General features: G+C 66.0%; 21 protein-coding genes. 15 read left to right on the top strand and 6 right to left on the bottom strand.

Annotated elements, in window-relative coordinates; translation table 11 throughout:
- Positions 1 to 42 precede the first annotated feature (42 nt).
- The 4 genes from C4S71_RS18250 to C4S71_RS18235 are packed head-to-tail and all read right to left on the bottom strand — an operon-like array spanning position 43 to position 3,592.
- The gene (locus C4S71_RS18250) at positions 43 to 675 is read right to left on the bottom strand and encodes a response regulator transcription factor (protein ID WP_086511136.1); all 633 of its coding nucleotides are present in this window, start codon (positions 673 to 675) and stop codon (positions 43 to 45) included.
- Positions 672 to 2,252, bottom strand: a complete 1,581-nt coding sequence (locus tag C4S71_RS18245) for a PAS domain-containing sensor histidine kinase (protein WP_103970127.1) — start codon at positions 2,250 to 2,252, stop codon at positions 672 to 674. Before C4S71_RS18245 ends, C4S71_RS18250 begins: the two co-directional genes overlap by 4 nt.
- On the bottom strand, positions 2,252 to 2,911 hold the full coding sequence (locus tag C4S71_RS18240; protein ID WP_103970126.1) for a 2OG-Fe(II) oxygenase: 660 nt from the start codon (positions 2,909 to 2,911) through the stop codon (positions 2,252 to 2,254). Before C4S71_RS18240 ends, C4S71_RS18245 begins: the two co-directional genes overlap by 1 nt.
- 36 nt (positions 2,912 to 2,947) lie before the next feature.
- On the bottom strand, positions 2,948 to 3,592 hold the full coding sequence (locus tag C4S71_RS18235) for a CoA pyrophosphatase (protein WP_103970125.1): 645 nt from the start codon (positions 3,590 to 3,592) through the stop codon (positions 2,948 to 2,950).
- 70 nt (positions 3,593 to 3,662) lie between these two features.
- On the opposite strand from C4S71_RS18235, the gene C4S71_RS18230 reads away from it, so the two are divergent.
- The 14 genes from C4S71_RS18230 to C4S71_RS18165 all read left to right on the top strand — a co-directional run bounded on the left by C4S71_RS18230 (position 3,663) and on the right by C4S71_RS18165 (position 18,271).
- Complete coding sequence (locus C4S71_RS18230) at positions 3,663 to 4,220, top strand: NUDIX hydrolase (protein ID WP_086511133.1); 558 nt, start codon at positions 3,663 to 3,665, stop codon at positions 4,218 to 4,220.
- Positions 4,221 to 4,291: 71 nt separating this feature from the next.
- Positions 4,292 to 5,251 carry a sugar-binding transcriptional regulator gene (locus C4S71_RS18225; RefSeq protein WP_086511132.1) on the top strand — a complete coding sequence of 320 codons (960 nt, stop codon included), beginning with the start codon at positions 4,292 to 4,294 and terminating at the stop codon, positions 5,249 to 5,251.
- Positions 5,252 to 5,456: 205 nt separating this feature from the next.
- Positions 5,457 to 6,761 carry an ABC transporter substrate-binding protein gene (locus C4S71_RS18220; protein ID WP_103970124.1) on the top strand — a complete coding sequence of 435 codons (1,305 nt, stop codon included), beginning with the start codon at positions 5,457 to 5,459 and terminating at the stop codon, positions 6,759 to 6,761.
- Between the two features lie 68 nt (positions 6,762 to 6,829).
- Positions 6,830 to 7,720, top strand: coding sequence for a carbohydrate ABC transporter permease (locus C4S71_RS18215; protein WP_086511130.1), 891 nt, complete (start codon positions 6,830 to 6,832; stop codon positions 7,718 to 7,720).
- A 15-nt stretch (positions 7,721 to 7,735) separates the two neighbouring features.
- A complete protein-coding gene (locus tag C4S71_RS18210; protein ID WP_422666859.1) occupies positions 7,736 to 8,641 on the top strand; it encodes a carbohydrate ABC transporter permease in 906 nt (301 codons plus the stop codon).
- A gap of 12 nt (positions 8,642 to 8,653) precedes the next feature.
- On the top strand, positions 8,654 to 9,796 hold the full coding sequence (locus tag C4S71_RS18205; protein WP_103970123.1) for an ABC transporter ATP-binding protein: 1,143 nt from the start codon (positions 8,654 to 8,656) through the stop codon (positions 9,794 to 9,796).
- An 11-nt stretch (positions 9,797 to 9,807) separates the two neighbouring features.
- Positions 9,808 to 10,527: an HAD family hydrolase gene (locus C4S71_RS18200; protein WP_103970122.1), complete on the top strand. Its 720-nt coding sequence runs from the start codon at positions 9,808 to 9,810 to the stop codon at positions 10,525 to 10,527.
- On the top strand, positions 10,524 to 11,306 hold the full coding sequence (locus tag C4S71_RS18195) for an L-iditol 2-dehydrogenase (RefSeq protein WP_103970121.1): 783 nt from the start codon (positions 10,524 to 10,526) through the stop codon (positions 11,304 to 11,306). The genes C4S71_RS18200 and C4S71_RS18195 overlap by 4 nt, the downstream gene beginning before the upstream one ends.
- Positions 11,307 to 11,310: 4 nt before the next feature.
- A complete protein-coding gene (locus C4S71_RS18190) occupies positions 11,311 to 11,934 on the top strand; it encodes a nucleoside triphosphate hydrolase (protein ID WP_086511127.1) in 624 nt (207 codons plus the stop codon).
- A gap of 66 nt (positions 11,935 to 12,000) precedes the next feature.
- Positions 12,001 to 13,476, top strand: coding sequence for a mannitol dehydrogenase family protein (locus C4S71_RS18185; protein ID WP_103970120.1), 1,476 nt, complete (start codon positions 12,001 to 12,003; stop codon positions 13,474 to 13,476).
- 11 nt (positions 13,477 to 13,487) lie between these two features.
- The gene (gene xylB, locus C4S71_RS18180; protein ID WP_103970119.1) at positions 13,488 to 14,972 is read left to right on the top strand and encodes a xylulokinase; all 1,485 of its coding nucleotides are present in this window, start codon (positions 13,488 to 13,490) and stop codon (positions 14,970 to 14,972) included.
- Positions 14,973 to 15,325: 353 nt separating this feature from the next.
- Positions 15,326 to 16,330: a TRAP transporter substrate-binding protein DctP gene (gene dctP / locus C4S71_RS18175; RefSeq protein ID WP_103970118.1), complete on the top strand. Its 1,005-nt coding sequence runs from the start codon at positions 15,326 to 15,328 to the stop codon at positions 16,328 to 16,330.
- A gap of 109 nt (positions 16,331 to 16,439) precedes the next feature.
- A complete protein-coding gene (locus C4S71_RS18170; RefSeq protein WP_103970117.1) occupies positions 16,440 to 16,970 on the top strand; it encodes a TRAP transporter small permease in 531 nt (176 codons plus the stop codon).
- Complete coding sequence (locus C4S71_RS18165; protein WP_103970116.1) at positions 16,970 to 18,271, top strand: TRAP transporter large permease; 1,302 nt, start codon at positions 16,970 to 16,972, stop codon at positions 18,269 to 18,271. The genes C4S71_RS18170 and C4S71_RS18165 overlap by 1 nt, the downstream gene beginning before the upstream one ends.
- Positions 18,272 to 18,337: 66 nt before the next feature.
- On the opposite strand, the gene C4S71_RS18160 is transcribed toward C4S71_RS18165, so the two are convergent.
- A complete protein-coding gene (locus C4S71_RS18160) occupies positions 18,338 to 18,649 on the bottom strand; it encodes a YqfO family protein (RefSeq protein WP_086511124.1) in 312 nt (103 codons plus the stop codon).
- Between the two features lie 203 nt (positions 18,650 to 18,852).
- On the opposite strand from C4S71_RS18160, the gene C4S71_RS18155 reads away from it, so the two are divergent.
- Positions 18,853 to 19,359, top strand: coding sequence for a fasciclin domain-containing protein (locus tag C4S71_RS18155; RefSeq protein ID WP_103970115.1), 507 nt, complete (start codon positions 18,853 to 18,855; stop codon positions 19,357 to 19,359).
- Between the two features lie 68 nt (positions 19,360 to 19,427).
- Here the strand turns inward: C4S71_RS18155 and C4S71_RS18150 are convergent, their stop codons facing one another.
- Positions 19,428 to 22,262 (bottom strand): AMP-binding protein, encoded by a 2,835-nt coding sequence (locus C4S71_RS18150; RefSeq protein ID WP_103970114.1) that lies wholly within the window; start codon positions 22,260 to 22,262, stop codon positions 19,428 to 19,430.
- Positions 22,263 to 22,364 lie beyond the last annotated feature (102 nt).

The raw sequence follows: 22,364 nt of genomic DNA, 5'->3' as shown, positions 1-22,364 counted from the left end.
TGCAAGAAGCCGGACGGCCGCTCTCTTCGGAGGCGGCCGTTCTTACTTCGGCAAGGGCTCCACCAGCCCCAGCGCCACGCAGAAGCGCACCAGCTCGGCCAGGTTGCCGGCACCCAGCGCCTTCATGCCTCGCAGGCGGTAGATCTCCACCGTCTTGGCGCTGACGTCGAGGCGCTCGGCGATCTCACGGCTGGTCAGGCCCTCGGCCACCAGCACCAGGATTTGGCGCTCCTTGGGGCGCAGGGCGTCGTAGCGCGCGCGCAGGGTGTCGATGCGCTCGCTCACGGCGCGCTGGCGCCGATACTCGGCGAGCGCCTGCTGCACGGCGTCGATCAGCTGCTGCTGGTTGAAGGGTTTCTCGATGAAGTCGAAGGCGCCGGCCTTGAGGGCGGCCACCGCCATGGGCACGTCGCCGTGGCCGGTCATGAAGATCACCGGGGCGCTGTCGCCACGCTCCAGCAGGCGCTGCTGTACCTGCAGGCCGGAGAGACCGGGCATGCGTACGTCGAGCAGTACCGCATCGAAGCTTGCCGGGTCGGCGGCGAGAAACGCCTCGCCGTCGGCAAAGGCGCGCGTGGCCAGGCCTACGGAGTCGAGCAGCCAGGCCAGCGAGTCGCGCAGTGCCTCGTCGTCGTCGACCACGGCGATACGGGGGGCACGAGTAGGCTCGGTCACGGCTGGCTCCGGGGCGGCTTGCTGCGGTGGATGGGGCTTGGTTCGGCCAGCAGTGTACCGGTAAAGGTGGCGCCCTCGGAACCGTCGGTCAGTGCCAGGCTGCCGCCCATGGCTTCCATCAGCGAGCGGCTGATGGCAAGGCCCATGCCGAGGCCCTCCGGACGGCTGGAGTGGAACGGTGCGAAGATGGCCTGAGCGTCGTCGTCGGTAACGCCGGGACCCTGGTCGCGGACGCTGAAGGTCACCTCACGCCGGCCGCTGCGTCGTGCGCGGATCTCGACCCGCACGGCGGCAGGCCGTTCGCGGCTCGCTTCCAGCGCGTTGAGCAGCAGATTGACCAGCACCTGCTCCAGGGCGATGGGGTCGGCCATCACGCGAGGCAGCGTTTCCGGCAGGTCATGGGTCAGGCTCACTCCGGCCTGCTGGTACTGCCACTCGCACAGCCGGCAGGCGGCATCCACCACCTCGAACAGCACCACCGGGCGCGGGCGGGTCTGCCCCTTGCGCACGAAGGTGCGAATGTGGCGCAGCCGCTGCGCCAGTCGCTGCACCTGGGTGTCGATCCGCTCGAGGGGCAGCGCGAGGTCGCTGGCCGGGCGATTCGGATCGGCATGCAGTTGCAGCAGCGCGCCGCTGACGTAATTGGCAATGGCCCCCAGCGGCTGGTTCAGCTCATGGGCGATGTTGGAGGCGAGCTCTCCGGTGGTGGCCAGCCGGTTGGCGTGGGCGATCTGTTCCTGATGGCGTCGCGCCTGGGCCTCGGCGGCCTTGCGCAGGCCGATGTCGCGATTGAGCAGCGAGAGGTGGTCGGGCTCGGCGCCGGGGCCGCGGTGGGCCAGCACCACGCTGAGCACCGGCACCGGCCCCTTGGGGCCCGGCATCTCCAGCTCGCCGCTCCAGGAGCCGTAGCGGGCCACGGCGGGCAGCACGATCTCTCGCAGGATGGCAAGCGAGCTCGGGGTATAGGCTCGCTCGAGCCGGGCATCGAGCCCTTCGCGCGGCAAGCCCAGCAAGCGTCGCGCCGCCTCGTTGGAGTAGAACAGCCGCTCTTCGCCGTCGCAGAACAGCACGTAGTCGGTGGTCGATTCCACCACCCGGGCCAGGCGCTCGCGATTGGCCTCGGCGCGAATGCGCCGGCCCACGTCGCGGGAGACGCAGAGCACGTCGATCAGCTCGCCGGTGGCCGGGTCGCGGCGGGTGCGGCTGGTGGTCTCGAACCAGACGTAGTGTCCGTCCTTGGCGCGGAAGCGGTAGGTCTGCTGATAGAAGCCGTCGTGGTAGTAGACCCGCGGCGACTTGTTGAGCAGATCGGCGAGGTCGGATGGGTGGAACAGGTCGTAGGCCGAGACGCCGATCAGCTCCTCGGGCTCGTAGCCGAGCAGGTCGCGGGCGGCCTGCGAGGCGTAGAGGAAGGTGCCGTCGCGGGCGTGGCGCGAGATCAGGTCGGTGGTGCTCTCCGCCAGCCAGCGATAGTGGCGCTTCTCCTCGTCGAGCTCGGCGACTCTCGCTTCGAGAGCGGCCTTGCGCGCCTCGAGTTCGGCCAGCCGGGCGCGCAGCGCCTTGCGTTCGTCGGCCATCAGCGCGCCGGGTCCACCAGGCCGCCCAGCGAGGCGTTGCGCCGGAACCAGCCGGCGATGCTGGCTCGCGGCAGGCGGGTGGGCAGCACCTCGTGGGGCACGGTCTCGGCGAGAAAGCAGGCGAAGTTGCCGGCTTCCGGGCGTACCCGGGCCACTTCGCGTTCCGGTTCGTCGGCGGCGAAGATCGCCATCTCCCCGCCGCCGTCCGCCGGCCAGGCGGGGTTGAGGTAGCCCACCGTGGAGACCACCCGGTTGGCGCGTCCGCGAAAGCTGTCCAGATGCTTCTTGTAGAAGGCCCCGGGCGGGTAGTGGGCAAAGTGCGCCTCGTATTCGAACAGCCCCAGGAACAGCGCCTGATTCAGTTCGCGCTGCAGCTCGCCCATGGCTTCGAGGTAGCGGCGCTGGGCCAGGCTCTCACGGTCGAGCCAGCGGATGGCGTCGCCGCGGATGTCGCGACGCAGCTGGTGCTCGTCGCCGCGGCCGATGCCGGCGGCAGCCAGGGCGTCGCGCTCGGCCATTTCCATCAGCTCCCGATGCAGCGCCTGGCACAGCTCGGCGTCGAGAAATCCCTCGCCGACGAACCAGCCCTGTTCGACCAGAGCATCGACCAACTGAGGCAGGGCATTGGCCGCAAAGGCCGGGCGGGTGAGCAGCGACATGAATGCGACGAACCTCCAGGAAGGCGGGCAGCAGGATCAGGAGCGGCGCGTAGCGGTATCCGGACTGCGCAGCAGACGTTCGGGAAAATAGCATAGCCGACCCTGCGGCGGCTCATCGAACAGGCTGATGGGACGCTCGAAGCCCTCCGCCAGCAGCTCCACCAGCATCATGGCCGAGAGCCCCCAGATCACCTGGCCCTGGGTGTGGTAGCTGGGCACGTAGTGGGGGCGTCCGTTGACCGGAATCACGTCGGTATGGTGACGGCGGTCCTCGAGGAACAGCTCGAGCGGCACCTCGAAGATGGCGTCCAGCTCGGCGGGGTCGGGCGTGAGCGGCAGGTCCGGCGGAATCAGCCCCACATAGGGCGTGACCAGAATACCGTGCAGTGAAATCACGTCCGACAGGCGGCCGAGCAGCTCGACCCGCTCCGGCGGCAGGGCGATCTCCTCGTGGGATTCGCGCAGCGCGGTGAACAGCAGGTCGCGGTCGGCCTCCTCGCGCTTGCCGCCGGGAAACGCCACCTGGCCGCTGTGCGTATTGAGATGCCCTGCACGGCGGGTGAACAGCAGCGTCGGTTCGGGGCGCTCGACGATCGGCATGAGTACCGCGGCACGCGGCATGTCGAGGCGCAGATGGCGGGGCTCGTGCGCTTGCAGGCGCTTGCGAAGTTTCTCTAACATGGGGTTTCCGTCGGGTTTGATTCCTTCTACCCGGGGGCCTTTGCCGACGTCAAGCCTGCCAGGGAGACTCATGAACTTCTGCAGCCACTGTGGCCAAACCGTGCGTTTCGCGATTCCGGCAGGAGACGATCGGCCCAGGTATCTGTGCGATGCCTGCGGTTCGATCCACTACCAGAACCCGCGCATCGTGGCCGGCACGCTGCCGGTGAGCGGCTCGCGCATCCTGCTCTGTCGCCGCGCCATCTCGCCGCGCAAGGGCTTCTGGACCCTGCCGGCGGGCTTCATGGAGAACGCCGAGACCACCGTGCAGGCGGCGGCCCGCGAAACCTGGGAAGAGGCCTGTGCCGAGGTCGACATTCATGGACTCTACACCCTGATCAACCTGCCGCACATCAACCAGGTCTACATGATCTTCCGCGCCGAGCTCACGGGCGGCTTTTCCGCCGGCCCGGAGAGTCTCGAAGTGGCCCTGTTCGAAGAGCACGAGATCCCCTGGGACGAGCTGGCCTTCCCCACCATCGAGCGCACCCTGCGCCATTTCTATGCCGACCGCGACGACGGTCACTACCCGCTGCACATCAGCGACATCACCGCCGAGGATCGCGAACGCTACTTTGGTTCTGCATGACGAGGCTTCGCTTGAGGGGCTTTGCATGATTGGGGTTCGGCCTGATGGGCAATCGATGAGGGGTGGGTAACGTGGACAAGTTCGAGCTGAAGCTGGACCAGGCGGCCCGTGCGGCGTGGCTCTCCTACGTGGGCGGGCGCACCCAGGACGAGATCGCCAGCCAACTGGGGGTGTCGCGCCCCGGCGTGCAGCGGCTGCTGGCCCTGGCGCGCCAGGAGGGGCTGGTCAAGGTGCACATCGACCACCCGCTGGCCAACTGCATGGTGATGTCGGATGCCATCCTCAAGCGCTTCGGGCTCGAGTTCTGCGATGTGGTGCCGGCCGACCCGGAAGCTCCCGAGAGCAGCGCCCACTACCTGGCGGTGGCCGGGGCAGAGCGCCTGGCGAGGTTGATCGAGCGCTCCGAACCGCTGACCCTGTCGCTGGGTACGGGCCGCTCGGTGCGCGCCACGGTGGAGGCGCTCAGCCGCATCGAGCGTCCCCAGCACCGCTTCGTCTCGCTGGTGGGCAACGTCGCCCGCGACGGCTCCGCCAACCGCTACGACGGGGTGATGGTGCTGGCCGACAAGACCGGCGGCGAGCGCTTCCTGCTGCCGGCGCCGGTGGTGGCCGGTTCGGTGGAGGAGAAGGAGGCGATGCTCGGCCAGCGCCTGTTCCAGGCCATCGTCGAGGTCGCCAAGGAGGCCGAGGCGGCCTACATCGGCGTGGGCCGCATCGACCGCCAGGCCACCCTGTTCCAGGACCACTTCATCAGCGAGGCCGAGCTCGACGAACTGCTCAGCCGCAACGCCGTGGGCGAGCTGCTCGGCTGGCCGCTCGACCGCAACGGCGCCGTCATCGAATGCTCGATCACTCGCCGCGTCACCAGTCTGCCGCTGGAGATGTTCCGCCATCAGACCCTGGTGGCGCTGGCCGGTGGCCGCGACAAGGGGCCGGCGATTCTCGCTGCGCTGCGCGGCGGCTGGCTCAAGGGGCTCATCACCGACGAGAGTGCCGCACGCTTCATCCTCGAAAGCGAAGGGCTTTCCTGACCCGATTCGACCTGGCTTAACCTAAAGTCTAAGGGCCTTGCCTTTGCCTTTTGCTGCTTGCTGTCCGATCATTTGATCGTCATATGATTAAATGATCAAAACAGCGACTCCCGGCACCCAACAACAATTCCCGGCACCCAACAACAATTCCCGGCACCCAACAACAATGCCCCCAGCGGGGACGCCAAGCACACAGGAGCCCGACATGAAGTTCGCCTACGCCTTTCCCCTGGCCGGCCTGGCAGCCGCCTTCGCTACTGCCGCCCAGGCCGAGACCATCACCGTGGCCACGGTCAACAACAACGACATGGTGATCATGCAGAGCCTGACCAGTGCCTTCGAGGAGGCGCATCCCGGCATTCGGGTCAACTGGGTGGTGCTGGAGGAGAACGTGCTGCGTCAGCGCCTGACCACCGACATCGCCACCGACGGCGGCCAGTTCGACGTCATGACCATCGGTACCTACGAGGCGCCTATCTGGGCCGAGCGCGGCTGGCTGGTCGCTCTCGACGACCTGCCCGAGGCGTATCAGGAGGAGGACCTGCTCAAGCCGGTGCGCGACGGCCTCTCCCATAATGGCTCCCTTTATGCGCTGCCGTTCTACGCCGAGAGCTCGATGCTCTACTACCGCACCGACCTGTTCGAGGAAGCCGGCATCGAGATGCCCGAGCAGCCGAGCTGGGAAGAGGTGCGCGAATGGGCGGCCGAACTCCACGACCCCGCCAATCAGCTGGCCGGTATCTGCCTGCGTGGCAAGCCGGGCTGGGGCGAGAACATGGCCTTCGTCTCCACCCTGGTGAACACCTTCGGCGGGCGCTGGTTCGACGAGGAGTGGAATCCCGAACTCGACTCGCCGGCCTGGCAGGAGGCCATCGGCTTCTACGTCGATCTGCTCGGCAACTACGGCCCGCCGGGGGCCAGCTCCAACGGTTTCAACGAGAACCTGGCGCTGTTCTCCCGCGGCAACTGCGCCATGTGGGTCGACGCCACCTCGGCGGCAGGCAAGCTCTACAACCCGGCAGAATCCCAGGTTGCCGATCGCCTCGGCTTCGCTCCGGCGCCGGTGGCCGAGACGCCCAAGGGCGCGCACTGGCTGTGGTCCTGGGCGCTGGCCATCCCCGCCTCTTCGGAGAAGCAGGAGGCCGCTCAGACCTTCCTGACCTGGGCCACCTCGCAGGAGTACATCGAACTGGTCGGAGAGACCCAGGGCTGGACCAGCGTGCCGCCGGGTACCCGTGAGTCCACCTACGCCAACGAGAACTACCAGCGTGAGGCACCCTTCGCCGGCTTCGTGCTCGATGCCATCAACAGCGCCGATCCCACCGACTCGACGCTGGAGCCGAGCCCCTATGTCGGCGTGCAGTTCGTCGGCATTCCCGAGTTCCAGTCGATCGGTACTCAGGTGGGCCAGACCATCGCCGCGGCGCTGACCGGCGATACCGGCGTCGAGCAGGCGCTGCAGAACGCCCAGCGTGCCACCGCGCGTACCATGCAGCGCGCCGGCTACTGAGCCGCGCCACTCGTCTGCCGTCGGGGTAGTGCCCGGCGGCCAACCTCGCGACCTTTCGTGGTGAAGCTATGAGCAAGACACGCGCCTCCGGGCGTACCGTCGGCGGATTGCGCTCGCTGTCGCTGCAGGCGCCTGCGGTCACGCTGCTGCTGCTGTGGATGCTGGTGCCGCTGGGCATGACCGTGTGGTTCTCGCTGCAGCGCTACAACCTGCTGATGCCGGAGATGGTCGGCTTCGCCGGCCTCGAGAACTACGAGTTCCTGTTCACCGATCCGGCGCTGTGGCGCGCCATGGGCAACACCCTGGTGCTGGTGGGCTCGGTACTGACCATCACCGTGGTCGGCGGCGTGCTGCTGGCGGTGCTGTTCCAGCAGGAGTTTCCCGGTCGCGGCATCGCCCGGGTGCTGGCCATCTCGCCGTTCTTCGTCATGCCCACGGTCAGTGCGCTGGTGTGGAAGAACATGATGATGCACCCGAGCAACGGGGTGCTGGCGTGGCTCGCCGGGGTGTTCGGGCTGCCGGCGGTGGACTGGTTCTCGGCGTTGCCGATGACCTCGATCATCATCATCGTGGCCTGGCAGTGGCTGCCGTTCGCGCTGCTGATCCTGCTCACCGCCATGCAGTCGCTGGACGAGGATCAGGTCGAGGCGGCACGTATGGACGGGGCAGGGCCCATCGCGGTGTTCTTCTACATCACCCTGCCGCACCTCAAGCGCGCCATCAGCGTGGTGATCATGATCCAGATGATCTTCCTGCTGACGATCTTCGCCGAGATCTACGTCACCACCTCGGGTGGCCCGGGGCTCGCCACCACCAACCTGGCCTTCCTGATCTACATGCAGGCGCTGCTCGACTTCGACGTCGGTCTGGCCTCCGCGGGCGGGGTGGTCGCCATCATCCTGGCCAACATCGTCGCCATCTTCCTGGTCCGGCTGGTGGCCAGGAACCTGGAAAGCTGAGGCGAGGAGCCGCTCATGACCACACTCAAGACCAAGGTGCTGCCGGCCGATGGCCATCTGGCCGCCACGTCCAGCGGAGCGCGGGCCCGCCATACGCCGCTGATGCCAAGCGCCGGAATGCGGCGGGTATGGCTCACGCTGCTGGGCTGGGGCATTGCGCTGATCATCTTCTTCCCCATCCTGTGGATGGTGCTGACCGGGTTCAAGACCGAGGCCGAGGCCATCGCCGACCCCAGCCTGATCTTCACCCCGACGCTGGAGAGCTACGTCGCCGTGCAGGCCCGGGCCGACTACTTCAAGTTCGCCATGAACAGCGTGGTGGTGGCCTTCGGCTCGACCCTGCTGGCGCTGCTGATAGCCATTCCCGCCGCCTATGCCATGGCCTTCCTGCCCACCCGGCGCACCAAGGCTACGCTGCTGTGGATGCTCTCCACCAAGATGCTGCCGCCGGTGGGGGTACTGGTGCCGATCTACCTGATCTTCCGCGACCTGGGCCTGCTCGACACCCGCTCCGGGCTGATCATCGTCTACACCCTGATGAACCTGCCGATCGTGGTGTGGATGCTCTACACCTTCTTCAAGGATCTGCCGCGGGACATTCTCGAGGCGGGGCGCATGGACGGGGCGAGCACCTTCCAGGAAGTGGTCTACCTGCTGCTGCCGCTGACCCTGCCCGGCATCGCCTCCACCGGGCTGCTGTCGGTGATCCTGAGCTGGAACGAGGCGTTCTGGAGCCTCAACCTGACCTCGTCCAACGCCGCTCCGCTCACCGCCTACATCGCATCGTTCTCGAGCCCCGAGGGGCTGTTCTGGGCCAAGCTCTCGGCCGCCTCGACCATGGCCATTGCGCCGATCCTGATCTTCGGTTGGCTGACCCAGAAGCAGATGGTCCGCGGCCTCACCTTCGGCGCCGTCAAGTAACGAGGTTTCCCCATGGCAACGCTACAACTGCATGACATCGTCAAGCGCTTCGACGACACCGAGGTGATCAAGGGCGTCGATCTGGAGGTCAACGACCGCGAGTTCGTGGTCTTCGTCGGCCCCTCCGGCTGCGGCAAGTCGACTCTCTTGCGCATGATCGCCGGTCTCGAGAGCGCCACCAGCGGCGACATCCTGATCGACGGCGTACGCATGAACGAGGTCGGCCCCGCCGAGCGCGGCCTGGCGATGGTGTTCCAGAGCTACGCGCTCTACCCGCACATGACCGTCGAGGACAACATGGGCTTCAGCCTGAAGCTCTCCGGGGTGCCCAAGGAGGAGCGTCGGCGCAAGGTGCGCGAGGCGGCATCTATCCTGCAGCTCGAGCCGCTGCTCGAACGCAAGCCCAAGGCGCTCTCCGGCGGGCAGCGCCAGCGGGTGGCCATCGGCCGCGCCATCGTGCGCAACCCCAGCATCTTCCTGTTCGACGAGCCGCTCTCCAACCTCGACGCGGCGCTGCGGGTGCAGATGCGCATCGAGCTGGCGCGCCTGCACGAGGAGCTCGACGCCACCATGATCTACGTCACCCACGACCAGATCGAGGCCATGACCATGGCCGACAAGATCGTCGTGCTGCAGGGTGGCGTGGTCGAGCAGGTGGGCTCGCCCATGGAGCTCTACCACCACCCGCGCAACCGCTTCGTGGCCGGTTTCATCGGCTCGCCGAAGATGAACTTCCTGGAAGTGGAGCGGGTGAGTGCCGCCGCTACCGGCGTCGAGGTGCGCCTGCCCGATGGCGATACCTGCACGGTGCCGGTGGACGGCAGCGGCCTCGACGATGACGCCCTGACCCTGGGCATTCGCCCCGAGCACCTGCAGCTCGACCCGCAGGGCCCGCTCTCGGGGCGCATCGAGGTGATCGAGCGCCTGGGCGGGGTGACCTCGCTCTACGTGCGCATGCAGAACACCCTGGTCACCGTGAGTGCCGACGGCAACGTCGACAGCCGGGTCGGCGACAGCCTGCGGTTCGGCTTCGAGCGCGACTGCGCGCACCTGTTCGACAGCGAGGGATTGGCGCTGCCCAGCCTTGCTCGACATCCTCTGGCCGGGCTCAACCGCCAGGACAACCGTGCTCCGGCCGCGGCGGGTCGTCTATGAACGGGACAGGCATGGAAACGCTGATCTTCGACTGCGACGGTGTGCTGGTGGACAGCGAGGTGATTGCCGAGGCGACGCTGTTGCAGCAGCTCGGCCAGCTGCTGCCGGACATTCCCGAGGATGTCGCCCTGCGCCAGGCGCTGGGCATGACCACCGGGGCGATTCTCGAGCGATTGGAGCGGCAGAGCGTCCATCGCCTGCCCGCCGACGCGCTGGAGCGTATCGACGGCGCCATCGAGGCACGCCTGGCCAAGGAGCTACGCGCCGTCGAGGGCGTGGCGGATACGCTGGCCGGCATCGAGCTGCCGCTGGCCATCGTCTCCAACAGCCGGCGTCGGCGGGTGCTGGCTTCACTGGCCGTCACCGGGCTCGATGCCCGGCTGGGTGAGGTGCCGCTGTTCACCGCCGACGAGGTCGAACGGCCCAAGCCGGCACCCGACCTCTACCTGTTGGCGGCGCGCCGCATGGGGCGGGCGCCGGCCGATTGTCTGGTGGTGGAAGACAGCGTTTCCGGGGTCACCGCGGCCCACGCCGCCGGCATGACAGTGATCGGCTTCACCGGTGCCAGCCACATCGAGGAGGGCCATGTCGCACGATTGCTGGAGGCCGGGGCGTGGCGGGTGCTGCCGGCCATGCATGGCCTTGAGAGCTTGATTCAGCTGTGGCGTGAACGGCGACGTGCCGGTGCAAAGGCGGCCACGAATGAAACCAACGAGGAAACCCCGAGATGAAACTGCAGGATAAGGTGGCGGTGATCACCGGCGGCGCACGCGGCATCGGCCTGGCCATCGCCGAGCGCTATCTCGCCGAAGGGGCCCGGGTCGCCGTGGCCGATATCGACGTGACGGCGGTGGAGGAAGCGGTGGCCGGCCTGCGTCCGCTGGGCGCCGAGCGCGTGATGGGCGTGCGCCTGGATGTCTGCGACCGCGACTCCATCCAGGCGGTGGTCCAGGCGGTCACCCAGCATCTCGGTGCCATCGATATACTGGTCAACAACGCCGCGGTGTTCGATATGGCGCCGGTACTGGAGGTGAGCGAGGCGAGCTTCGATCGCCAGTTCGCCGTCAATACCAAGGGGCTGTTCTTCACCCTGCAGGCGGTGGCGCAACAGATGGTGAGCCGCGGCCAGGGCGGGGCGATCATCAACATGGCCTCCCAGGCGGGGCGTCGCGGTGAGGCGCTGGTGAGCACTTACTGCGCTACCAAGGCCGCGGTGATCAGTCTCACCCAGTCCTGTGCGCTCGACCTGATCAAGCACGGCATTCGGGTCAACGGCATCGCGCCAGGCGTGGTCGACACGCCCATGTGGGACGAGGTCGACGCGCTGTTCGCCCGCTACGAGGGCCGCCCGCTGGGCGAGAAGAAGCGCCTGGTCGGCGAGGCGGTGCCCTATGGGCGCATGGGCAAACCGGAGGATCACGCCGGCGCGGCGGTATTTCTGGCCAGCGACGATAGTGAGTATGTGGTCGCTCAGACAATCAATGTGGACGGCGGTAACTGGATGAGCTGAAAAAATGAACCCCAACATTCACGATATGGCGGTGCGTTTATTGGAGGCTGCCGAGAACCGGCAGCGCTTCATCGTCGCCTTGGCCGGGCCGCCGGGGGCGGGCAAGTCGTTCCTCTCCGAGTGGCTGTGCCGTGAGCTCAACGAGCGGGTGCCCGGCATTGCCGCGGTGGTACCGATGGACGGTTACCACCTCGACAACGCCATTCTCGAGCCGCTGGGCCAGTTGCCGATCAAGGGCGCCCCGGAGACCTTCGACCCCGAGGGCCTCAGGCATGACCTGGAGCGCATTCGCCGCGCCGACCGGACCGTGGCGGTGCCGGTGTTCGACCGTCCGCTGGATCTGGCCCGGGCCGGTGGGAGGTTGATCACCCTGGCGCACCGCATCGTCATCGTCGAGGGCAACTATCTGCTGCTCAACCGCGACCCCTGGCGCGAGCTGCGTCCGCTGTTCGACATGACGCTGTTTCTCGAGGTGACCGACGAGGTGCTCGAAGCGCGCCTGATCCAGCGCTGGCTGGGCATGGGCCAGGACCACGAGGGCGCCATCGACAAGGCGCGTCACAAGGACATGCTCAACGCCCGGCTGATCAAGCGCGAGTCCGTCGCGCCGGACCTCTACTGGCGCTGACCCGCAACACGACCGGACCGCCAATCCATTTTTCGTTCATTGCCGCCTGCGGCAAGGAGTGCCCCTATGCCTGCTCTCAGCAACGCCACGCTCTCTCACCTCGATTCGCGGGTGGCCGTGCCGCGCTACGACCGCCGGGAGGTGACCCCGGGGATCGTGCACATCGGCGTCGGCGGTTTTCATCGTGCCCACCAGGCCATGTATCTCGATGCACTGATGAACCGCGGCGAGGCGCTGGACTGGGGCATCGTCGGCGTCGGCGTGATGCCCGGCGACCGCCGTATGCAGGAGGTGCTGGCCGCTCAGGATCATCTCTACACCCTGGTGGTGAAGCATCCCAATGGCGAGCGAGAGCCGCGGGTGATTGGCGCCATGCTCGACTACCTCTACGCCCCCGACGACCCCGCGGCGGTGGTCGAGCGCATGGCTGACCCCGCCATTCGCATCGTTTCACTGACCGTCACCGAAGGCGGCTACAACTTCCATCCGGTAACCGGAGAGTTCGATCTCGCCAACCCCGACGTGCGCCATGACCTCGACTCTCCCGCAGCGCCGCGCACCACCTTCGGTCTGGTGGTGGAGGCGCTGGCTCGCCGTCGTGCGCGAGGCCTGGCGCCGTTCACGCTGATGTCCTGCGACAACATCCAGGGCAACGGCGAAGTGGCGCGGCGCATGTTCGTGGCCTTTGCCCGGGCCCGCGACCCGGCGCTGGCCGAATGGATCGAAGCCGAGGTGCCGTTCCCCAATGCCATGGTCGACCGCATCACGCCGGTGACCCAGGCGGTCGACATCGAGGAGCTGGCCGGCGAGTTCGGCGTCGAGGATGCCTGGCCGGTGGTGTGTGAGCCCTTTACCCAATGGGTACTGGAGGATCATTTCATCTGCGGCCGGCCGGCGTTCGAGCGGGTCGGCGTGCAGGTGGTGGAAGACGTGGAGCCTTATGAGCTGATGAAGCTGCGCCTGCTCAATGCCAGCCACCAGGCGCTGTGTTACTTCGGCACTCTCGCCGGCTACCGCTATGCCCACGAGGTGTGCCGCGACCCGCTGTTCGTCGACTTTCTGCTCGGCTACATGCGCCACGAGGGCAGCCCGACCCTGGCCCCGGTGCCCGGAGTGGACCTCGAGCAGTACCGCCTGACCCTGATCGAGCGCTTCGCCAATCCCGAGATCAAGGACACCCTGGCGCGGCTGTGCGCCGAGAGCTCCGACCGTATCCCCAAGTGGCTGGTGCCGGTGATTCGCGAGCAGCTGGCAAAGGGTGGCGAGATCCACCGCAGCGCGGCGGTAGTCGCAAGCTGGGCGCGCTACGCCGAGGGCCTGGATGAGCAGGGCGAGCCCATCACCGTGGTCGACCGCCTCAAGCACGAACTGGCTGCCCTGGCCGCCGAGAATCGCACGCGCCCCGGCGCCTTCATCGAGAACCGCGAGCTGTTCGGCGACCTGGCCGAGCATGAGCGCTTTCGCCAGGCCTACCTCATGGCGCTGACGAGCCTGCACGAACGCGGCGCACGCGCTACGCTTGAAACGCTGGTCGGGGAGTGAGGAGTGGTGGCATGTACATCGGGGTGGACTGCGGCACCCAGAGTACCAAGGTGGTGGTGGTCGACGTCGAGGGCGAGGCAATCCTCGGCGAGGCGAGCCGTGCCCATCGCCTGAGCGAGGGCGACAACGGGCGTCGCGAGCAGCAGCCTCAGGAGTGGGTCGAGGCCTTTCGCGGCGCCTTCGAGGAGGCCGTGACTCGGGCCGGCATCGAGCGCCATGCGATACGCGCCATCGGCGTTTCCGGCCAGCAGCACGGCATGGTGGCGCTCGACGCCGAGGGGCTGCCGGTGCATCCCGCCAAGCTGTGGTGCGATACCGAGACGGCGGCGCACAATGCCGCCCTGGTGGCGCGCCTGGGCGGGGCGGCGGGTTGCCTCGAGCGGCTTGGCCTGGTGCTGCAGACCGGCTACACCGCCTCCAAGATCGCCTGGCTGCGCGATACCAATCCATGTGCCTATCGCCGTATCGAGAGCGTGCTGCTGCCCCACGACTACCTCAACTTCTGGCTCACTGGCGAAAAGGTGGCGGAAGCGGGGGATGCCTCGGGCACCGGCTATTTCGATACCCGCACCCGCCGCTGGCGTCACGATGTCTTCGCCGAGATCGCCCCCGAGCTCGACCCCACGCGGGTACTGCCGCGGCTGATCGACTCCCGCGAGCCCGCCGGCACGCTGCGTCCCGAGCTCGCTCGCGAGCTGGGGCTTTCGCCTGACGTGGTCGTGGCCAGCGGGGGCGGCGACAACATGCTCGGCGCCATCGGCACCGGCAACATCGCCCCCGGTATCGTTACCCTGAGCCTCGGCACCTCGGGCACGGTGTGCGCCTATTCGCCCGAGTCGGTGCGTGCCGAGAGCGACATGGTGGCCAACTTCTGCGCCAGCCACGGCGGCTGGCTGCCGCTGATCTGCACCATGAACGTGACCTCCGCCAGCACCCTGGTGCGCGAGCTGTTCGACCTCGACCTGGCCGCCTTCGGCGAGCGCCTGGCCGCGGCGCCCATCGGCGCCGAGGGGGTGACGGTACTGCCGTTCTTCAACGGCGAGCGGGTGCCGTCGCTGCCGCACGCCACGGCCAGCTTCCTGGGGCTCGACAGTCGCAACCTGACCCAGGCCAACCTGTGCCGGGCAGTGGTGGAGAGCGCCACCTTCGGCCTGCGCTACGGCCTCGAGCTGCTCGGCCCGCTGGCTGCCGGCGCCAGCCAGATCCGCTTGATCGGTGGCGGCGCGAGAAGCCCGGTGTGGCGCCAGATGGTGGCCGACGTGACCGCGACCCCGGTGATCTGTCCCCAGGTGACCGATGCCGCGGCATTGGGAGCGGCGCTGCAGGCGGCCTGGTGCGAGCGGCACGACCTACCGCTGAGCGAACTGTGCGAGCGCCTGGTACACCTCGACGATGCCTCGCTGGCCGAGCCCAAGGCGGCCAGCGTCAGGGCCTACGAGACGACCTATGCTCGCTACCGCGAGGCGCTGGCTGTAAGTCATGGACTCGCTGAATGATCGCTTTCGCACGGGCTGGCTACGCCTTATAGCGAAAGCCGTCTCGATTCCATGATGTGCGTCAATTTTCTCTCATTTTCATGGGTTTAGCAGCAAACCCTATCTGAGTGCGACCAGCAGAAAAGCCTTTGACGACATCTATGAGCTATGTTTTTTCGGAGCTCCCTCTAGTGAGACGAACCTGGCGCGGAATTATCCCCTGTTTGACCATCTTAATAGTGGTTGATTTTCTTAATTGAACTGCTTTTTTTGGTTGTTATTTGTTTTATTTTGCTAGCTTTAGTGGGTTTGACCATATTTGCTGTCGGGGATAAATAGAGCGGGACAATCACAATCCCGCAAGAGAACCTGCCATGACCGTCGATCGCAAGAGCCCCCTCCTGCCTACCCTGGCTGCCGTCCTGCTTCTGGGCACCACTTTCTCCGCCAACGCTACCACCCTGCGCATGGCCACTGATTCCGGCACCAAGGGGTCGCCCGCTGGCGACGCCCTGGAACGCTGGGCGCAGATGATCGAGGAGAAGTCCGATGGCGAAATCAAGGTCAACGTCTTTTTCCAGAATGAGCTGGGTGGGCAACAGGAGGTATTCGACCTGTTGGTCTCTGGTGATGTTCACATGATGCTGAACTGGCCAATGACTTCCTATGATCGCCGAATTGGAGTGATCTATACCCCCTACATGACGCTCTCCTGGGAGGAGGCCTTCGATGCCTACAGCCCCGGTGGTTGGGTCAATGAGCTACTGGGCGATATCTATGCCGATATCGGCCTGAAGTTCTTTGGGCCCTGGCCTGAAGGCTTCAACGGAGTCGCCTCACGGGGCAAGTACGCTCTGACCATGGAGGATGCTGGCGACCTGATGGTGCGCACCATGACCGTCTTCCCGGCCCCCCAGACCATGCAGGCGCTGGGCTATCGCACTGCTGCCATCGACTGGGGCGAGGTCTATACCGCCTTGCAGACCGGGGTGGTGGACGGCGAGGCCGGCAACGTCATCTATTGGCCTTATGAGTACTTCCGCGACATTCTCGACTACTACGTCCACACCAAGCACTTCTTCATGACCGGCATCCTTACCATGAACCTGGATGTCTACGAATCGCTTCCCGAGGCACATCGTCAGGTAGTGGCCGAGGCGGCCGAGGAGATCATGAACCAGCAGTTCGTGGCCGCCCGGGAGCAGGATGAGTATTACATCGACAAGGCCCAGGCAGACGGCATGCAGTACTTCGAACTCTCAGACGAGCAACTGCGCGAGTTTGCCAAGCGTGCTCGGGAGGAGGTTTGGCCGCTCATGGCCCGTGAACTCGGCGAGGAGATCGTCGAGGTGATCCGCACCAACGCCTCGCCGCTGTAAGAAATCAGCTCCGCCGCTGTCCCGACAGGCCCGCGTGGGCGGCCTGTCGGGGCGCGACGTACCGTCCCGGTAACTGGGCAGAGCATCACGGGTACACCAAGGGGTAGCAATGAACGTGTTTTGGTCGAAGGTGGATCGGGTGATCGGCGGGGTGCTAAACCTCGTTGCCTTCACTGCGAGCCTGCTGGTGGTCGGACTGATGGTTTTCCTGATCTTGGCGCGCTACGTTTTTGGATGGTCGCTGGTTGGCACTCTCGAGTTGGTCATGCTCGCCGGCATGTGGCTTTACATGAGCGGAGCCCTGATTGCCAGTAGGCGCAACGAGCATTTGGTGGTGGATTTCCTCGAGCTGCAGATCCGCGATACAAGGATCCGGGCGCTGCACAGGACCCTGGTCGCTAGCATCGTGGTGGTGATCTGCGCCTGCTTCGTCTACTGGTCCTACCGGATGCTCTCTTGGGGCATGGTGCGACCGCAGCGCACCCCGGAACTGGGTATTCCGCTGTGGATCTCCCAGGCCTCGATCATGGTCGCGAGCACTGGTTGCTTCTGTTATGCACTGCGTGACTTCATAGCTGGACTGCGTCAGTTCACTGGAACAGGCGTCACCGCGCCCATGGCCAGTGAAGGAGAGCGCTAATGGCCGGCCTGTTCGCGGTTCTGTTGCTGGTGGTGCTGATGGGGCTGGGAGTGCCGATTGCCTGGTCCTTCGCCGGGGTGCTGGCTTATCTGGCGCTTGTTTACGACGCTAACTTCAATACCTTGATGATGCAGGGCTTTCGCTCGGTGGACTCGGTGATCCTGATCGCTCTGCCGCTTTTCGTGCTGACCGGTTACCTGATGCAAAGTGGCGGGATTGCCGCTCGCCTGGTGGTATTCATCGAGACCTTGGTGGGGCGTCGGCGCGGCGGTATGGGTGCCTCCATGGTGCTTGCTTCGGGCATCTTCGGGGCTATTGCTGGCACTGCCACTGCAGCGGTGGCCTCCATCGGCACCATCATGGTAGGCCCGCTGGAGCAGCGCGGTTACCCGCGTGGCTATTCCTCAGCGCTGCTGGGCATCTCCTCGCTGCTGGGCATACTGATCCCGCCCTCGATCACCATGATTCTGTTCGCCGTGGTGACCCGCCAGTCGGTGGCTGCGCTCTTTGCCGCCACCCTGGGGCCGGCGCTGCTGCTAATCCTCGGTCTGATTCTAGTCAATCGCTTTGCCTGTGGGCGGCTCTTCCAAGAAATAGTGGGGCCGGGGGGGCTCAGTGGGGCCAAACCGATGTCGCGCACCCGGGCGAGTCTCAACGCTTTCCCAGCGCTATGCCTGCCAGTGATTATCCTCGGTGGCATCTACGGCGGCGTCTTCACTCCCACCGAAGCGGCAGCGGTGGCGGCCTTTGCAGCCATCGTCATCGGCTTTCTGGTCTACCGGGACCAGACCCTCAAGGGCTTCTACCGCAGCGTGATCGCCGCCTCGGAGACCACAGGCTCGATCATTTTGATCTTGCTCTTCTCCTTTATGATTGGTCGGATCCTGGCCGCCGAGCGGGTGCCTCAGGAGCTTACCGAGCTGATCACCCTACTGATCAGCGATCCTTTGCTGATCCTCATCGCGGTGAACGCTTTCTTGATCCTGGCTGGGGCCATGCTTGACGACGTCTCGGTTACCGTGGTGATTGCCCCACTGTTCCTGCCGCTGATGGTGGAGACCGGCGTGCACCCGGTGCATTATGCTTCCATTGTCGCCTGCTCGGTGGTGATAGGCGCCAACAGCCCGCCGGTGGCACCGATCCTTTATATGGCCTGCCGCATCGGTCAAGTCTCCATCCACAAGACTTTCTCTCCCGCGCTGATGCTGATCGCCTTGGTGGGCATCCCGGTAATGCTGATCACTACGTTTGTGCCGGAGCTTTCTCTCTTCTTGCCGCGTCAGTTGGGCTTTATCCGCTGAGCGGGGCCATTTAACAGCGAAGATAAGTGTCTGCCGCGAGAGAGGTTCGGGGCAGGCACTATTGCCTCAGAAGGTCTCCAGCTTCCACACGTCGAAGGCCGGTTCCTCATAGGGGTGTGCGGCGCGCAGAGCCTCGACGGCATCGTGGATGAGCGCGTCCTCGCACACCATCTCCACTTTCACTTCCTCGACCTTCTCCAGGTCACCCACCTGACCGATGTGTGGGCTGGCGCCGTCCAGCGGACGAAACTGACCGGTGCCGCGGGTTTCGAAGCAGCACGCTTCGTAGTCGCCGATGCGCCCGGCACCGGTGACGAATACGGCTTCCTTGACGGCCTCGGCATCTTCCAGCGGTACGAAGAAGGCAAGCTTGTACATGATTGTCTCCCTGTCACGATTTCGGGTGGCTCCGTCACCCCCCTTTTTGCCACAGCTGGCAGGCAGCGTCAGCCCCTTGGCTATTCGCACAGCAGTCAGTGAAAAAATACTTGTCCAATAGCTGTACAGTAACTATTGTCTGTATAGGGTTGGGCTCGTTCATGACGCACCGCCCTACACGTACACACTGAGGAAATGACCCGATGAAACTGATTCATGTGGTAGCCACGAAGTGGATGGGAGCAGGTTTGGTTGGCCTCATGCTGGCGGGCGCCGTCCAGGCCGGCAGCCACGGCGACAAGCAGGACATCGTGGACACCGCCGTCGCGGCTGGACAGTTCGAGACCCTGGCGGCAGCGCTGGAGGCCGCCGGGCTGGTGGAAACCCTCAAGGGCGAGGGCCCCTTCACCGTGTTTGCTCCCACCGATGAGGCCTTTGCCGCGCTGCCCGAGGGCACCGTAGAGAGCCTGCTGGAGCCCGAGAACATCGAGCAGTTGCAAGCCGTGCTGACCTACCACGTGGTGGCGGGGAAAGTCATGGCCGAAGAGGCCATGAGTCTGGACAGCGCAACCACCGTTCAGGGCCAGGACATCACCATTACCACCGCCGACGGCACGGTAATGATCAATGACGCCACCGTGATTCAAGCCGATATCGAGGCAAGCAACGGTGTCATTCACGTCATCGACAGCGTGCTCCTGCCCGAGTGATCACAGCCAGCCCTTGCTGTGTCCAGCTTGCCACCCTGCGGGGTGGCCTTTTTGTATCAGGAAGGCGTTCACGAACGTCGGCGCCCTTCGCCAGCATGACGCAGTATGACCTCGTAGGCGGTGTGTTTCAGTTTCAGCGCCGCGTCCCAGTCGCTTCCCTGGGGCTCGAGGGCGGCGCTGATCTGCACCGTCACCCTGCCCGGATGGGGCCGCCACTCCTTGCCTCGCAGCAGCTGCCGCGAGCCGGCGATAGCGACCGGGACCACTGGCACGTCCGCATGCGCTGCGGTGAGGAACGCGCCCATGTGAAAGTCGCCGAGTCCGGGCTCGGCGGTGAAGGTGCCCTCCGGGAAGATGGCGAGAATGTCGCCGTTGGCCACTGCCCGTTCGGCCTGCTGCATGTCCTGTTCCGCCTGACGCGGGTCGAAGCGCTCGACGAACAGCGCTCCCATGCGAGTCAGCGGCAGCCGGGTTGCCGTGCGGCTCTCCAGTTCCTCCTTCGCCAGGTAGCGTACGCTGCAGGGCAGGGCTGCGGTGAGTATCAACACATCCAGGTAGCTGGCATGGTTGGCGACCAACACGCAGGGGCGCTCGCGCGGGAGGTGCTCGAGACCGCTCACCTGAATACGGATACCGGCCAGCCGAGCCATGGCTCGGCACAGGTAATGAGCGACGCGCCAGCGCCAGGCGAGCCGCGGCAGTGGAAGGCCTGCCAGGGCGAACAGCGTGAAACCGACCCCGAAGAGCGACCAGGCGTAGAGGTAGTAAGCCCAATAGCCCGCCGCCGATAGCCCCTGGCGTGCGCGTCCGGCCCACGCACGCAGCGTCAGCTTGACCACCTGACGCCAGACCGGAAGCGGCTTCTCGCCCAGGCGACCCTGGCGATAGAAGTCGCGGGTCGCGGCGCGCCGGATCTTGCCGCTGGAGGTCTTGAGCACACTGTGGGGCGGCACCAGGCGAATATCGTCGGCCGGTACGTTGACCACATCCACCACCGTGTCGGCGATGGCACGGCACAGCTCTTGGCGCTTGGCCGGATCGTCGATTCGGGTCTCCGCCACCACCACCAGCGACTCGCTGCCGGTCGTCGGGTCGGGGTCGCCGAACACCGCCACGCAGCCTCGGCGCACGCCTTCCAGTCGACCAACCGCCGTCTCGATATCGTAGGGGTAGAGGTTGCGCCCGCCGCGTACCAGCATGTCCTTGCGTCGCCCGCTGATGTGGAGATCGCCATCGGCCAGGTAGCCGCGGTCGCCGGTGCGCAGCCAACCGTCGTGGTACAGCTTCTCGCTCTCCTCGGGATTGTCGAAGTAGCCGCTGGTGGCGGAGGGGCCGCGGAACTCGAGATCGCCCTCCTGGCGCTCGGTGAGCTCATGTCCCTCGGCGTCGATGATGCGCAGGGCATAGCCGGGCAGCGGCGGGCCGCAGTTGACGAAGGGCTGTGCTGCCGCCGGGTCGCTTTCGGGGCGTGCCTCGCCGCTGGACGCGAAGCGCTCACGGTTGATCCGGTCGATCACCAGGCCGCGGCCGGGCCGGGCCACGCAGAGGCCAACCGCCGCCTCGGCCAGGCCATAGACCGGCATCAACGCTTCCTGTCTCAGGCCGCAGGGGGCCAGCCGTTCGGCGAATTGCTCCATGGTAGTGGCACTGACCGGCTCGGCGCCGTTGAAGGCGACCCGCCAGCGGCTCAGGTCGAGAGCCTGGACCCGCTCCGGGGTAAGGGCTCGCAGGCACAGCTCGTAGCCGAAGTTGGGAGCGCCGGAGATGGTGCCGCGATGGCGGTCGATCAGCTCCAGCCAGCGCAGCGGGTGCGACAGAAAGGCCAGCGGCGACATCACCACCAGCGGAATGCCGTAGTAGAGGCTGGCCAGCCAGGCTGCGATAAGCCCCATGTCGTGATAAAGCGGCAGCCAGCTGACGAAGACGTCGTCCGGTTTGGCTTCCAGCCGCGTGCCCATGGCGCGGATGTTGGCCAGCAACTGGGCGTGGGTGAGCTGCACCCCCTTGGGGTCGCCGGTGCTGCCCGAGGTGTATTGCAGCAGGGCCAGGCTCGAGGCGTCGGGAGGGTTGGGTAGGGTTGCATCGTCAGCGCCGGCGTCGAGCTCTGCCAAGGTCATGACATGGCGCAGGTGCGGCGCATCGGCATGCAGCAGATGCGCTACCTTGCGCGCTTCTTCGACGGTGATCAACAGTTGTGCGCCGGCATTGCTCAGGATGCGACCGTGGCGCCGAAGGTGCTCCTCGAGCTGGGAAGGGCGGGCCGGTGGGTAGATGGGAACCGGCACGGCACCTGCGCGCAGTATGCCGAGAAAGGCGGCGAAGTAGTCGGAAGAGGTCGGCAGCATCAGCGCTATGCGGTCGCCGTGACGAATGCCGCGTGCCGCCAGCGCTGCGGCAATGGCCTGCGCCTCCCGGTTCAGCTCGCCGTAGCTGAGTACCTTTGGTGTGTCCTCGTCGCCATAGACATAGAGGTGAGTGCGGTCCGGATGCCGCTGCAAATGCCAATCCATGGCGGCATTGAGGGTATCGGCGTCGCTCGGTTCGCCGCCTGGCCCGATCTCATCGGTAGTGGCTGCTTCATGGCTCGGCGACACGGGTTCCGCCGCGACCCGGCGTGACGAATCCATCGCGGAAGAGTGCAGCAGCTGCAACAAGGTGCCCGGGGTCTCGGCCAGCAGTGCCGACTCGGGCAGGCGGCTGCCGAACTCCTGCTCGATACGCAGCAGCAGCTCGGAGCGGGCCAGGCTGTCCAGCCCCAGGTCACGATCCAGGCGCGACGCCAGCGAGACGCGAACGTCGTCGCCACGGTCGGGCCGAATCTCCTTCACCAGCGCTTCGAGCAGTGCCAGTAAGCGCCGCTCGACCTCCCTGTCGGCCATGTCATGGCTGTCGTGGTTCACCATACTTCACCTCTGTAGGTGCCCTTGGGTAGTGGACTCCGACATGGCATGGTTTCTCCCATAGGAAACGCTGCACAAATGTCTGCGCGGGCAAATCGCTGCGTT

This window comes from Billgrantia desiderata (genome assembly GCF_900108215.1).
Classification (GTDB): domain Bacteria; phylum Pseudomonadota; class Gammaproteobacteria; order Pseudomonadales; family Halomonadaceae; genus Halomonas; species Halomonas desiderata.
This window is presented reverse-complemented; position numbering and strand designations above follow the sequence as displayed.